Below are 13,145 nucleotides of genomic sequence, written 5' to 3' on the forward strand. Positions count from 1 at the left end.
CCCACCGCCGCCGGGCTAGTGGAGCCAGGTGGTGTCGGTGCCGATCTTGCCGGGGGCGGGGTTGCCGGGCAGGGCGAGGACGTACACGCGCAGGTTGCCCTTGCCGGAGACCGACGCCGTCAGCGTGCCGTTGGTGACGGTGATGGACGTGCCGGTGACGGCGTCGGTGTAGACGCCGTTGGGGACACCGGTGAAGGTGGCGGTGCCGGAGACGGCGACCAGCGCGAAGCTGTCCACCGAGCCGCTGGTGTAGCGCCGCTTGTACGCCATCGACCCGGTCACCCCCTCGGTCGAGTACTGCCCCATCTGCAGCGCCGGGATCGCCCGGCGGATCAGGTTCAGTCGCTGGAGGTGCTTGACCAGCGGCTTGCTCAGCGTCGTGGCGACCGCCCCGGACGCGCTGGACACGACGCCGAAGTCGGCGGCGGTGACGGTGCCCTCCAGGTTCGCGCCGTAGTAGGCCCGGCCCGTGCTGGCCAGCGGGCAGGTCGGGCCGCAGTCGATCTGCTTGCCGGCCTGGAACTCGATCTCCGAGCCGTAGTACAGCGTCGGCACGCCCCGGAACGTCCACATCAGCGACATGTTCTCGGCCCACGCGTCAGTGCCGCCCGCGTACCGGGTGGACGACTTGTTCGGGCCGTAGTCGTGCGAGTCGACGTAGACGACGTTGTACGTGGCGTCGTTGACGCTGTCGTCGGAGTCGCGCCCGTTGTTGAAGGCGTTGGGCGCGTCGCCGAAGTTCATGTGCATGCGCATGTCGATGATGTTCATGCCGCTGAACTGGGTGCGGTCCGGGGCGTGGTACGTGTTGCCCTGCAGGAACGCGTTGGTGCTGGTCGGCTGGCCCGCGGTGCCGAGGGTGTTCTCGTAGTTGTACTGCTCGATCGCCGCGGTGACGTCGTCGGCGCTGTAGTCCCGGCGCTCCTTCCAGGTGAAGAACTGCGCCGAGTGGTTGACCGAGCCCCGGTTCCACTTGTCGTTGACGAACGCGGCCACCTCGCCGAAGACGTAGAAGTCCTTGGCCTTGGCCGCGCCGTACTTGCTGACCAGCTTCGCCTCCAGCGCGGGCAGGAAGCGGCGGTTCCAGGTGACGCGCGGGATGTGCACGGCGGTGTCGATGCGGAACCCGTCCACGCCCATGTCGATGAACCGGTTGTACGCGTTGATCAGGTACTGCTGCACCGTCGCGTTCTCGGTGTTGAAGTCGGCCAGGTCCTCGTGCAGCCAGCAGCTGCGCGCGTCCTCGCCCTCCCAGTTGCCGATCCAGCACTGGTGGTAGAGGTTCGCCGGGAACATGCCCGAGGTCGGGCTCGGCCACTGGCAGTTGTAGACCTTGTAGCCCTCGGCGCTGTAGAAGCCGCTGAAGGTGCCCCAGTTGCGGCAGGTGTTGCCCGCGGGCTCGGGCGTCGACCACAGGTCGCCGGTGTAGTAGCTCTTGCCGGAGGTCGGCTCGATCGACAGGCCGTCGTAGGTGAAGTTCGGGTTCGGCTGGTCGTAGTACCAGCTCCACTGGGTGTCGCGCACGCCGTACACCTTCGGGGTGAACAGGCCCTTGGCGCCCCAGCGCGAGCTGTGGTTGTACACGACGTCCTGGTAGATCTTCAGGCCCTTGGCGTGCGCGGTGTCGATGAGGTCCTGGTACGACGCTCCGGCCGACTCCAGGCGCGCGTCGACGCGGTAGAAGTCGTACCCGTGGTAGCCGTGGTAGTCGTAGTCGGACCGGTTCAGCACCACCGGGGTGATCCAGACCGCGGAGAAGCCCAGGCCCTTGATGTAGTCGAGCTTCTTGATCAGGCCGGAGAAGTCGCCGCGGAACATCGGGTCGCCGTTGGCGGCGTTGCCGGACTTGACGTCCTGGCTGCCGCCCCGGTCGTTGGCGGTGTCGCCGTCGTAGAACCGCGCGGTCAGCACGAAGTAGATGCTGTCCTTGCGCGGGTCGCCGCCGAGCATGGTGCCGCTGGTCACCGGCGGCGGAGTGCCGGTGGTGGCGGAGGCGGGGGCGCTCGCGGCCGAGAGGTTCCCGGCCGCGTCCATGGCCTTGACCGTGTACGAGTACGTCGTGGTCGCCGCGAGCGCGGTGTCGGTGAACGCGTTGCCGGCCGAGGTGAACACGACCGTGCCCGCCGCCCCGCCGGTGCGGGTGACCTGGTAGCCGGTCACGCCCCGGTCGTCGGTGGAGGCGGTCCAGGCCAGCAGGATGGACAGCATGTTCGCGGTCGCGGTCAGGTTCGCCGGCACGGACGGGGCGGTGGTGTCCGGCGGCACCGCGCTGCACGGGTCGGTGGTGTCGTTCTTGACCACGCCGTCGCGTACGGTCGCGGTGCCCGCACTGAGGGCGTAGTTGGCGCCGCTGTTGTTGTCCCAGGTGCCGCTGCCGTTGTTGAACGTCGCGGCCAGCCCGGTGGCGGTGCCCAGGTCGACGGTCTTCTTGACCCAGTCGGTGCAGGCGGTCTCGTTCATCGGCACGCCCGGCGCGGTGGTCCAGCTGCCGCCGGTCGGCGCGTAGTGCAGGTTGACCGAGGTCCACGCCCGGGTCTTGGTGTAGTAGAAGACGGTCGCCTTGTTGCCCGGCGGCGCCGTCGCGCACGGGTCGCCGGTGCCCTTGACCCCGCCGGAGACGGTGACGTTGCCGGTGCCCAGGACGTAGTTGGCGCCGCCGTTGTTGTCCCAGGTGCCGCTGCCGTTGTTGAACGTCGCGGCCAGCCCGGTGGCGGTGCCCAGGTCGATGGTCTTCTTGCGCCAGCCGGTGCAGGCCGCGTCCATCGCCACCCCGGGCGCGGTGGTCCAGCTGCCGCCGGTCGGCGCGTAGTGGATGTTCACCGTGGTCCAGCTCGCCGCCGGCTGGTAGTACACCGTGACGGTGTTGCCCGGCGTGGTGGTGGCGCACGGGTCGCCGGTGCCCTTGACCCCGCCGGAGACGGTGACGTTGCCGGTCGCCAGGGCGTAGTTGGCGCCGCCGTTGTTGTCCCAGGTCCCGCCGCCGTTGTTGAACACGACCTGCAGGCCGGTGGCGGTGCCCAGGTCGATGGTCTTCTTGCGCCAGCCGGTGCAGGCGGCGTCCATCGCGACGCCCGGCACGGCCGTCCAGCTGCCGCCGGTCGGCGCGTAGTGGATGTTCACGGTCGTCCAGCTCGACGACGGCTGGTAGAAGACGGTCACGGTGTTGGCCGCCGACGCTGGCGGCACCGGCACGACGAGGCTCGCGAGCAGCCCGATGACGGCGAGCAACAGCACGCCCCACCGGCCGCGAGCACGCTGATGCGTTCTCACGTATGGCTCCCTGATGAGGGCCGTGCGCCTCGACCTTGCGCAAGGCAGTTGAAAGTTTCTGAAAGTTAGCAACAAGATGTCTGGCCTGTAAAGGCTTTCCGGGTACCGCTCCCATGCCAAAAAGCACCCTCCGAGGTGGAGGGTGCTTCTGAAAATTCTTGCAGCCGCCGTGGCGGCGGGTGGAGTTAAGGGCGCAGCAGGCGGGCGCCCAGCGGCCGCTCGACCACCCCGGCGGCGGTCAGCTCCACGCGGTACGCGTCCGCCGACTCCAGCAGGGTCACCGCCTCGACCAGCTCGGTGCCGACGTAGTGCAGGCCGGTGCCGTCGTCGGTGGCGTAGCCGTCGGGCAGCAGGCCGGAGCCGATGTAGCCGTGCAGCTTCTCCCGGCGCGGCTGGTCCGGGAAGTCGTGGTGCACCCCGTTGCTGTACGGCAGGAACGCCAGCGCGTCGGTCACCGGGTCGAGCTCGTCGGAGAACGAGTCCGTCGAGCCGCCCACGTGCCAGCAGATGCTGCCCGCGCTGCCGCCCGCGAGCACCACCCCGGCCTCCCAGCACTCGCGCAGGATCTCCGGGAGCCGGTGCGCCCGCCACACCGCCAGCAGGTTCACCACGCTGCCGCCGCTGACCCAGATCAGGTCCTGCGACAGCAGGTGCGCCCGCACGTCGGCGACGCTGGGCTGCGGGAACAGGCTCAGGTGCGACACGGTGTGCGGGGTGCCCGCGAACGCGTCGACGAACGCCGCCACCCGCGACGGATCGTCGCCCACGGCCGTCGGCACGTAGCACACCCGGGCCGAGGCGGCGCCGGTCAGCGAGATCGCGTGTTCGATCAGGGGGCTGAGCCGCCGCGCCGGCCAGCCCGGCGGCGGGGTCAACAGTCCGGAGGTGGCGAAGATCTGCTGCGGTCGAGGCACCGGGCGATGATGCCACACCCGGCAGTGGCGCGCGGGGGCTAGCCTCAGGGCCAACCACCTCGGGGAGACAGCCGTGACCGACCCTTACTCGACGCCGCCGCCGTACCAGCAGCCGCCGTACCAGCCGCAGCCGCCGTACAACGTGTACGCCATCCTGTCGCTGGTCCTGGCCCTGTTCGTGTTCCCGCCGCTGGGCATCTACTTCGGCACCCAGGCTAAGAAGCAGATCGCGGTCAGCGGCGAGCGCGGCATCGAGCTGGCCCAGGTGGGCATCATCGTCGGCTGGGTGCTCACCGCGTTCATGCTGCTGGCCTGCCTGATCCCGTGCGCGTTCAGCGGCGTGTACACGGCGTTCTTCGCCGCGATCTTCGGCAGCGCGGCCAGCGGGGCACCGGGCGGCTTCTGAGTCGGCTACCGTACGCCGCCATGAGGACCACCGACACTCAGCTGGCCGCATGGCAGGACGCCCGCGCCGAGATCCGCCACCAGGCCCGCCTGGCGACCACCTTCTCCTCGGCCTGCCTGCTGGGCGCCGTCGTGGTCTGCGGTGTGCTGATCGGGCTCGGCGGCGCCGACGTCAGCGACGGGCAGGCCGCGTCCGCGGTGCTGTCCGGCGCCGTGCTGATGCTCGTGCTGGCGGCGACCGGGCTGGCCGTGGTCGTCGGCTGCGACCGGCGCATCAACCGCCAGCTGACCCGGGCCAGCGCCCTGGCCGAGCAGCTGGACCTGCCGGTCACCGGGGCGCCCGCCCAGCCCGGCATCACCATGACGCTGTGGATCATCCACATCATCATCGGCCTGCTCAGCCTGCTGATACTGTGCGGCGCGGCCGCCAGCCTGATCCGCTGAACCCGGGGAGCAACCGCATGGACGACCGCGACTTCAAGGTGCGCCTGTGGCAGGAGGAGCGCGCCGCGATCCGCCACACCCTCCAGCTGGCCGTGCTGTGGAGCGTCGCCTGCCTGCTGGTCGACGGGCTGATCCTGGCCGCCCTGGTGCTGGCCGGACGCGACCTGACCGCCGGCGGCTGCGGCCACCCGGCCAACTTCACCACCCTGGGCGCCGCGGCGGTCCTGATCACGGTCGGTGGCCTCGGCATCGGCATCGGCCTGCGCTGCCGTGACGCCATCGAGCGCCGCGCCCTGTCGGCCGGCGCGCTCTACCGGGAGTTCGCGCCCCGCGATCCGAAGGACTCCACCCGGACGGTGCCCTACGGCCGGCCCGGCGAAGACGCCGGCCTGACGACGGCGCTGACGACGGCGCACGCGTCGGCACTGCTGTGCGGCCTCGTCCTGGCCGTCGTCGGGCTCATCGGGGCCTGCTGACCGGAGGTCACGAAGCGGGCGGGGTGCGGTCCAGGATGCCGCCGAGGTCCAGGCCCGGCGGCAGGGTGCCGAAGGCCAGGCCGCGGTCGCCGGCCAGGCGGGAGGCGCAGAACGCGTCGGCCACCGCCGCCGGGGCGTGCCGGACCAGCAGGCTGCCCTGCAGCACCAGCGCCAGCCGCTCCACCAGGCGCCGGGCCCGCAGCTGCGCGTCGGCCGGGTCGGCCAGCTCCTTGCGCAACTCGCGCCAGGACTGGTCGAGCCGGTCGTCGCCGCCGAGGCCGAGCGACACCTCCCGCTCGTACGCGGCGAAGGCTTGCGGTTCGCGCTCCAGCGCCCGCAGCACGTCCAGGGCGTTGACGTTGCCCGACCCCTCCCAGATGCCGTTGAGCGGCGCCTCCCGGTAGAGCCGGGGCAGCCCGGACTCCTCCGTGTAGCCGTTGCCGCCCAGGCACTCCAGCGCCTCGGCGACCATCGAGGGCTGCCGCTTGCACACCCAGTACTTGGCCAGCGCCGTGGCCAGCCGGGCGAACGCCTGCTCCCCGGCGTCGCCGCGCGCCGACCGGTCGACCGCGCCCGCCACCCGCATGACCAGCGTGGTCGCCGCCTCCGACTCGACCGCCAGATCGGCCAGCACGTTGCGCATCAGCGGCTTGTCCAGCAGCGGGCCGCCGAACGCGTGCCGGTGCCGGGCGTGGTGCACGGCCTGGGCCAGCGCCGCGCGCATGCCCGCGGCCGAGCCGAGGCTGGAGTCCAGGCGGGTCAGCGACACCATCTCGATGATCACCGAGACGCCGCGGCCCTGCTCGCCGACCAGCCACGCCACGGTGCCGTCGAACTCCGGCTCGGCGCTGGCGTTGCTGCGGTTGCCGAGCTTGTCCTTGAGCCGCTGGATGCGGAAGGTGTTGCGGGCGCCGTCGGGCAGCACCCGGGGCACCAGGAAGCAGGACAGCCCGCCCGGGGCCTGCGCCAGCACCAGGAACAGGTCGTTCATGGGCGCGCTGGTGAACCACTTGTGGCCGCGCAGCAGCCAGGTGCCGTCCCCGGCGTCGGTCGCGGCGGTGGTGTTGGTGCGGACGTCGGAGCCGCCCTGCTTCTCGGTCATGCCCATGCCCGACAGCAGGCCGCGCTTGCCCAGCGGGGCGCGCAGGCCGGGGTCGTACTCGCGGGAGGCCAGCAGCGGCTCGTAGGCGGCGGCCAGGTCGGGCTGGGCGCGCAGCGCGGGCACCGCGGCGTACGTCATCGAGATCGGGCACGTGTGGCCCTGCTCGACCACGCTCCACACCAGCAGCCCGGCGGCGCGGGCCGTGTGCGCGCCGGGGCGCGGGTCGGCCCACGCCGCCCCGGCGAGCCCCTCGGTGACCGCCACCCGCATCAGCTCGTGCCAGGACGGGTGGAAGTCGACCTCGTCCACGCGGTTGCCGAACCGGTCGTGCGTACGCAGCACCGGGGTGTGCCGGTTGGCCTCCTCACCCCAGCACTGGGCCTGCTCGGTGCCGGCCAGCCGCCCGAGCCGGTGCAGGTCCGGCGCGTACCACCCGGCGCCCTCGCGCTCCAGCGCCGCGAGCAGCGGCGGGTCGGCGGCGACGTCGTGATCGACCAGCGGCGGCACCTGGTTGAAGACCTCATGCGTGGCGACCATGCCGCCCATCCTCCCCCACCGCCTGAACGCCCGCTAACCCGTCCCACCCGCCCAAGACCGCCCAAGATCGGCCGACTTGCCGGGCAACCGGGCGTATCTTGGCGCCTCAATCCCCCGATCGCCCGGCAACTTGGCCGATCTTGGGGGGTGGGGGCTCGGTGGTGGGGCGGGCGCGGAGCCAGCCGATGGCGTTGGCGAGGGCGATCAGGGTGAGCAGCAGCAGGCAGAGGGCGAAGCCGCCCTGGTCGGCGATGTAGTCGGCGGCGGTCTTGCCCGCCGGCATCGGCGCGGTCAACTGCTCGCGCAGCCGCGACTCCAGCAGCGCCCGCGCGGTGGCCTGGCTGGCGACCAGGAACACCGCCGCCACGGCTGCGGCCAGCGCCGTGGCGGCCCGCCGCGCCCGCGCTCCCCGGATCGCGGCAGCCGCGCCCAGCCCCGCCACCACGAGCACCGCCACCGCGATCGCAAGCGGCTGCGGCGGCAGAGTGTCGTCGCGGACGGCCTCGGCCGGGCGCAGGTGGTCCGGCGTGACCTCGGGCGTCCCGCCGACGGCGAGATCCCAGCCGGTGTAGGTGGTGGTGCCGCCGGGCGCGGCCCGGCCGTAGCCGCCGGGCGCGTCACAGGACACGGCCAGGAACGGCAGGAGCAGACAGAATCCGGCCAGCAGCAGCCCCGCGGGGCTGGCCCAGCGGGCGGTGGTCCGGGCTGATCGACGTAGATCGAGCGACACGGCCGCCAGGGTAGGCCCGACGGCGCCGCCGCGCATCCGGAGCGGGGCACAGCCGATGCCGAGCGGGCACCGAAATGATTTTCAGTATTCACATTCATCACTGCTGGCAATATCCTGCGGGCGCCGGTGACCCCCGGCGACACCCATACCGTGAGGAGAACCCCGTGAGACCACATCCGGTCCTGCGCGGACTGCTGACCCTGACCCTGGCCACCGCGGGCGTGCTGGCCGCGCCCGCGGCCATGGCCGCCGCCCCGGCCCCGGCGCTACCGGCTGCAGCGCCGCTGGCCGCACCGAACATCTCCCTGACCAACGTCAAGGCGCACCTGACGCAGTTGCAGAGCATCGCCACGGCCAACGGCGGCACCCGCCGCTCGACCACGGCGGGCTACACCGCGTCGGTGAACTACGTCTACGACAAGCTCGTCGCGGCGGGCTTCACCGTCGTCAAGCAGAGCTGCACCTCCGGCTGCACCTCCGGCGCCGGTCCGAACGTGATCGCGGACTGGCCGGGCGGTGACGCCAACAGCGTCTACATGTTCGGCGCCCACCTGGACAGCGTGTCGGCCGGGCCGGGCATCAACGACAACGGCTCGGGCTCGTCGACGATCCTGGAGATCGCGCTGACCCTGGCCTCGACCAACCCGAGCATGCTCAACCACGTGCGCTTCGGCTGGTGGACCGACGAGGAGCAGGGCCTCAACGGCTCGGAGTTCTACGCCAACAACCTGTCGGCCACGGAGCGCGCCAAGATCAAGGCGTACTTCAACTTCGACATGGTGGGCTCGAAGAACGGCGGCTACTTCATCAACCGGATCACGTCGACGCCGGGCGCGGTGCTCAAGGCGTACTACGACTCGATCGGGGTGCAGACGGAGGAGAACACCGAGGGCGCGGGCCGTTCCGACGACGCTCCGTTCAACACGGTCGGCGTGCAGACCTCGGGGGTGGCCGCGGGTGCGTCGCGGGTCAAGACCGCGGCGCAGGTCACCAAGTGGGGCGGCACCGCGACGGCCTTCGACGCCTGCTACCACCAGTCCTGCGACACGACCGGCAACATCAGCGACACCGTGCTCGACCGCGCCGGGGACGCGGCGGCCTACGCGCTGTGGAGCCTGGCCACCGGCACCCCGGCGACCGTGGTCTGGCAGGACACCTTCGAGACCGCCACGGGCTGGACGACCAACCCGGGCGGCACCGACACCGCCACCACCGGCGCCTGGGAGCGCGGCGACCCCGCCGACACCGACTCCAGCGGCGCCAAGCAGCTCGGCACGACCGTCTCCGGCAGCAACGACCTGGTCACCGGGCGGCTGGCAGGCACGGCCGCGGGCGACTACGACATCGACGGGGGTACGACCAGCGTCCGCTCCCCCGCGGTGACCCTGCCCTCCTCGGGCGCGATCAACCTGTCGCTGTCGTGGTACCTGGCGCACGGGAGCAACGCCTCCAGCGCCGACTTCTTCCGGGTCTCGGTGGTGCACAGCGGCGGCACGACCGTGCTGTTCACGCAGGCCGGGGCGGCCAGCAACCGCAACGGCGCCTGGGCGCAGGGCAGCTGGAGCCTCAGCCCGTACGCCGGGCAGTCGGTGCGGATCCTGATCGAGGCGGCCGACGCGTCGACCGCCAGCCTCGTCGAGGCGGGCGTGGACGACGTGAAGATCACCGTCTCGTGACGGACGTCACCTGATCGGGTGGGGGCGGGCTGCCGGACAGCCCGCCCCCACCTGCGTATGAGCATCGCCACACCCCGTCACCGTGTCCCGCCCCGCGGTTGTTCACCCTTTGCCCCTAGACTCCTCCGTCGGCGTTCCCGCATCGGGGTGCGCATCAAACCCTTCAGTGGAGGATTAGCGAGACAATGGCGATGACCAACGGCACCACCCTGGTCACCACGTTCGCGGCAGGCAACCGCGAGATCCAGGACTTCCTCGACACGACCCGGCAGGAAACCCCCTACCTGGTCATTGACACCAAGGTCGGCGCGGACAAGTACCTCCGCCTGACCGGCGCCTTCCGCCAGACCCAGGTCTTCTACGCGGTCAAGGCCAACCCCCAGCCGAAGCTGATCAGGCACCTCGCCCGGCTCGGCTCCTCGTTCGACGTGGCAAGCCCCGCAGAGATCGACCTGTGCCTCTCCGAGGGTGCGGATCCGGGCCGCCTGTCGTACGGGAACACCATCAAGAAGGCCTCCGACATCCGCTACGCGTACGACCGCGGCGTGCGGTTGTTCGTGTTCGACAGCGAGGCCGAGCTCCGCAAGATCGCCGAGCACGCCCCCGGCTCCTCCGTCTTCTGCCGCCTGCTGGCCGCCAGTGACGGCGCCCAGTGGCCGCTGAGCCGCAAGTTCGGCTGTACGCCGGACATGGCGGTGGAGCTGCTGGACTCGGCCCGCAGGCTCGGGCTCGTCCCGGTCGGCATCTCGTTCCATGTGGGCTCGCAGCAGCTCGACCCGACCCGGTGGGAACCCAGCATCGCCCAGGCGGCAGGGGTCTTCCGGGAGCTGGCCGGGCGCGGCGTGAACCTGTGGCTGCTCGACGTCGGCGGGGGCTTCCCCACCGGCTACCAGCAGCCGGTCGCGCCGATCGAGGAGTACGCGGAGGCGATCGAAGGGGCGGTGGACCGCCACTTCGCCGACCTGCCGGTGCCCCACCTGGCCGTCGAGCCGGGCCGTTACATCGCCGCCGACACCGGGGTGCTCCGCGCCCAGGTGGTGCTGGTGTCGCAGAAGTCCTACGAAGACGACCACCGATGGGTCTACCTCGACATCGGTCGCTTCGGCGGGCTGGCGGAGACGGAGGGCGAGGCGATCCAGTACCGCCTGGTCACCGCCCGTGACGGCGAGCCGAGCGGACCGGTCAAGCTCGCGGGTCCGACGTGCGACAGCGTCGACATCCTGTACGAGAAGGCCCCCTATCGCCTCCCGCTGGACCTCCAGCCCGGCGATTACGTGGACATCCTGGGCACAGGGGCCTATACCACCACGTATTCTTCCGTTGGGTTCAACGGATTCGCACCTTTGGCAACATTCTGTATCGGAGACGGCGCGTGACTACTTCCATTCCCAAGCTGGCCTTCGAGGGCCGCATCCTCCTGCTCGGCAGCGGCTCCGTCTCGCAGTGCCTGCAGCCGCTGCTGCTGCGCCACCTGGACATGGACTTCTCGCGCCTGACGGTCATGGACTTCGAGGACCTCGCGCACACCGCCGCCGACGTGACCGCCGCCGGCGCGACGTACGTGCGGGAGCGGATCACCCCGGAGAACATCGAGACCAAGCTGGCCGAGTACGTCGGCGACGGCGACCTGCTGATCAACCTGGCGTGGAACATCGACACGCCCACGATCATCGACTGGTGCCAGCGCCACGGGACCCTGTACGTCGACACCTCCGTCGAGGAGTGGGACCCGTACGCCGACCAGCTCAACGCCACGCCGCAGTCGCGGACCCTCTACGCCCGGCACATGCGGCTGCGCGAGAAGGCCAAGTCGTGGAAGGCCGACGGCCCCACCGCGGTCGTCGAGCACGGCGCCAACCCGGGCCTGGTCAGCCACTGGACCAAGGTCGCGCTCATCGACATCGCCACCGCGATGCTCAAGGAGCCCGAGCGCCTGGCCCGCCCGCTGGACGAGGCGCACCGCGCCCGCCTGGAGGACGCCCTGGCCAACCGCGACTTCGCGGCACTGGGCAAGGAGACCGGCACCAAGGTCATCCACATCTCCGAGCGCGACACCCAGATCGGCGACCAGCCCAAGCAGGTCGGCGAGTTCGTCAACACCTGGTCGGTCGAGGGCTTCTACGAGGAGGGCATCGCGCCGGCCGAGCTCGGCTGGGGCACGCACGAGCCGTCGCTGCCCGAGCACGCGTACACCCACGAGTCCGGGCCGCAGAACCAGATCTGCCTGGCCCAGACCGGCATCACCACGTACGTGCGCTCCTGGGTGCCGATCGGCGGCCCGATCATCGGCATGGTGGTCCGCCACGGTGAGGCCTTCACCATCAGCGACCACCTGACCGTGTGGGAGGACGGCAAGGCCGTGTACCGCCCGACGGTGCACTACGCCTACCTGCCCACCGACGCGGCGATGAACTCGCTGTACGAGTGCCGCATGAACGGCTACGAGCTCCAGACCAACCAGCGGATCATGAACGACGAGATCGTCAGCGGTATGGACGAGCTGGGCGTGCTCCTGCTCGGCCACGAGCTCAACGGCTGGTGGGTCGGCTCGCAGCTGAGCATCGACGAGTCCCGCGCGCTGGTGGCGCACCAGAACGCGACCACCCTCCAGGTGGCCGCCTCGGTGCTGGGCGCCGTGTACTGGATGGTGCAGAACCCGAACAAGGGCCTGTGCGTCCCGGACGACCTCGACCACGAGACCGTCCTGGCGGTGGCCAACCCGTACCTGGGCACGGTCCCGTCGGTGCACACCGACTGGACCCCGCGCAGCGCGCACTACGAGCCGTTCGCCAGGTTCCGCCCGGCGTCCGGCGACGACAGCGAGCAGTGGGCGTTCGCCAACTTCCTGGTGAGCTGACCTCAGCCTGACCGACCGTTCGGTCGGTCGACGCGCCGTCCGGTGGCCGCGACCCGCACTCGGGTCGCGGCCACCGCCGTATCAGCGCGACGCCGGGACCGGCTCCCCGATACCGGTGCGGCACCGGCCGTGATGTGCTCGACTGGTGCTGCGTGTGTGGATCTCCGAATCGCGCTGCGCCACCTGCCTGGCCCGGCTGGCCGTGGCGCAGACCCTCGACACCTGCCCGACCACGGTGCGCGTACGCCGCGACCCGTCCGGGCGGCCGCTCCTGCCCGCCCACCCCGGACTGCACCTGTCGCTGGCCCATACCGAGAAGGTGGCCGCGGTCGCGCTGAGCACGCTCGGGCCGGTCGGCATCGACGTCGAGCTGCGCCGGGAGCTGCCCGCCGCCGAGCTGGCGGCGCGCTGGTTCGACGCCCGCGAAGCGGGCTGGGTGCGCGAGCGCCCGCAGGACTTCCTGCCGCTGTGGACGCAGAAGGAGGCCGTCGGCAAGGCGCTGGGCACGGGCCTGCGCGGCGGCGGCCTGCGCCGCGAGATGCCGCTGCCGCCCCCGTCCGACGGCGCCGCGCTGACCGCCCTGGTCCCGGGCACCAGCGCCATCGCCCTGTACGGCACCGCACTGACCGGCTCGGACGGCGGCGAACTCGTGCTCGCGGTGGCCTGCGCCGCAGCGAACGTGCTGGGCGCCCAGGTCGACCTCGACACCGCCGACCTCGACCCCCGCTGACGCG

11 protein-coding genes are annotated in these 13,145 nt (G+C 71.4%); 7 read left to right on the top strand and 4 right to left on the bottom strand.

What is annotated here, in order from left to right; translation table 11 throughout:
• Positions 1-15 precede the first annotated feature (15 nt).
• Together Cs7R123_RS29935 and Cs7R123_RS29940 are read right to left on the bottom strand one after the other, a co-directional pair.
• Positions 16-3,270: a carbohydrate binding domain-containing protein gene (locus tag Cs7R123_RS29935; RefSeq protein WP_244872227.1), complete on the bottom strand. Its 3,255-nt coding sequence runs from the start codon at positions 3,268-3,270 to the stop codon at positions 16-18.
• A gap of 185 nt (positions 3,271-3,455) precedes the next feature.
• Positions 3,456-4,184, bottom strand: coding sequence for a peptidase E (locus tag Cs7R123_RS29940; protein WP_212831381.1), 729 nt, complete (start codon positions 4,182-4,184; stop codon positions 3,456-3,458).
• Positions 4,185-4,257: 73 nt separating this feature from the next.
• On the opposite strand from Cs7R123_RS29940, the gene Cs7R123_RS29945 reads away from it, so the two are divergent.
• Genes Cs7R123_RS29945 through Cs7R123_RS29955 form a run of 3 tightly spaced genes read left to right on the top strand, consistent with a single transcriptional unit; the run spans position 4,258 to position 5,509 of the window.
• Positions 4,258-4,590 (top strand): DUF4190 domain-containing protein, encoded by a 333-nt coding sequence (locus Cs7R123_RS29945; RefSeq protein ID WP_212831382.1) that lies wholly within the window; start codon positions 4,258-4,260, stop codon positions 4,588-4,590.
• Positions 4,591-4,610: 20 nt separating this feature from the next.
• Complete coding sequence (locus tag Cs7R123_RS29950) at positions 4,611-5,033, top strand: hypothetical protein (RefSeq protein ID WP_212831383.1); 423 nt, start codon at positions 4,611-4,613, stop codon at positions 5,031-5,033.
• A 17-nt stretch (positions 5,034-5,050) separates the two neighbouring features.
• Positions 5,051-5,509, top strand: a complete 459-nt coding sequence (locus Cs7R123_RS29955; protein WP_212831384.1) for a hypothetical protein — start codon at positions 5,051-5,053, stop codon at positions 5,507-5,509.
• 7 nt (positions 5,510-5,516) lie between these two features.
• Here the strand turns inward: Cs7R123_RS29955 and Cs7R123_RS29960 are convergent, their stop codons facing one another.
• Together Cs7R123_RS29960 and Cs7R123_RS29965 are read right to left on the bottom strand one after the other, a co-directional pair.
• Positions 5,517-7,148: an acyl-CoA dehydrogenase family protein gene (locus Cs7R123_RS29960; protein ID WP_212831385.1), complete on the bottom strand. Its 1,632-nt coding sequence runs from the start codon at positions 7,146-7,148 to the stop codon at positions 5,517-5,519.
• A gap of 106 nt (positions 7,149-7,254) precedes the next feature.
• Complete coding sequence (locus tag Cs7R123_RS29965) at positions 7,255-7,878, bottom strand: hypothetical protein (RefSeq protein WP_212831386.1); 624 nt, start codon at positions 7,876-7,878, stop codon at positions 7,255-7,257.
• A gap of 242 nt (positions 7,879-8,120) precedes the next feature.
• On the opposite strand from Cs7R123_RS29965, the gene Cs7R123_RS29970 reads away from it, so the two are divergent.
• The 4 genes from Cs7R123_RS29970 to Cs7R123_RS29985 all read left to right on the top strand — a co-directional run bounded on the left by Cs7R123_RS29970 (position 8,121) and on the right by Cs7R123_RS29985 (position 13,141).
• Entirely contained in the window at positions 8,121-9,554 is a 1,434-nt protein-coding gene (locus Cs7R123_RS29970) for a M28 family metallopeptidase (protein ID WP_374707099.1), read from the top strand.
• A 185-nt stretch (positions 9,555-9,739) separates the two neighbouring features.
• Complete coding sequence (locus Cs7R123_RS29975) at positions 9,740-10,930, top strand: type III PLP-dependent enzyme (RefSeq protein ID WP_244872228.1); 1,191 nt, start codon at positions 9,740-9,742, stop codon at positions 10,928-10,930.
• A complete protein-coding gene (locus Cs7R123_RS29980; protein WP_212831388.1) occupies positions 10,927-12,411 on the top strand; it encodes a saccharopine dehydrogenase NADP-binding domain-containing protein in 1,485 nt (494 codons plus the stop codon). Before Cs7R123_RS29975 ends, Cs7R123_RS29980 begins: the two co-directional genes overlap by 4 nt.
• Before the next feature lie 145 nt (positions 12,412-12,556).
• On the top strand, positions 12,557-13,141 hold the full coding sequence (locus tag Cs7R123_RS29985) for a 4'-phosphopantetheinyl transferase superfamily protein (RefSeq protein WP_244872229.1): 585 nt from the start codon (positions 12,557-12,559) through the stop codon (positions 13,139-13,141).
• Positions 13,142-13,145: the final 4 nt, after the last annotated feature.

This window comes from Catellatospora sp. TT07R-123 (assembly GCF_018327705.1).
Taxonomy (GTDB): Bacteria; Actinomycetota; Actinomycetes; order Mycobacteriales; family Micromonosporaceae; genus Catellatospora.

What these genes read in the sequence shown, in the direction of transcription:
- Cs7R123_RS29950 (WP_212831383.1), top strand. Translation starts at nt 4,611, where the DNA reads ATGAGGACCACCGACACTCAGCTGGCCGCATGGCAGGACGCCCGCGCC.
- Cs7R123_RS29955 (WP_212831384.1), top strand. Translation starts at nt 5,051, where the DNA reads ATGGACGACCGCGACTTCAAGGTGCGCCTGTGGCAGGAGGAGCGCGCC.
- Cs7R123_RS29960 (WP_212831385.1), bottom strand. Translation starts at nt 7,148, where the DNA reads ATGGTCGCCACGCATGAGGTCTTCAACCAGGTGCCGCCGCTGGTCGAT.
- Cs7R123_RS29970 (WP_374707099.1), top strand. Translation starts at nt 8,121, where the DNA reads ATGGCCGCCGCCCCGGCCCCGGCGCTACCGGCTGCAGCGCCGCTGGCC.
- Cs7R123_RS29975 (WP_244872228.1), top strand. Translation starts at nt 9,740, where the DNA reads ATGGCGATGACCAACGGCACCACCCTGGTCACCACGTTCGCGGCAGGC.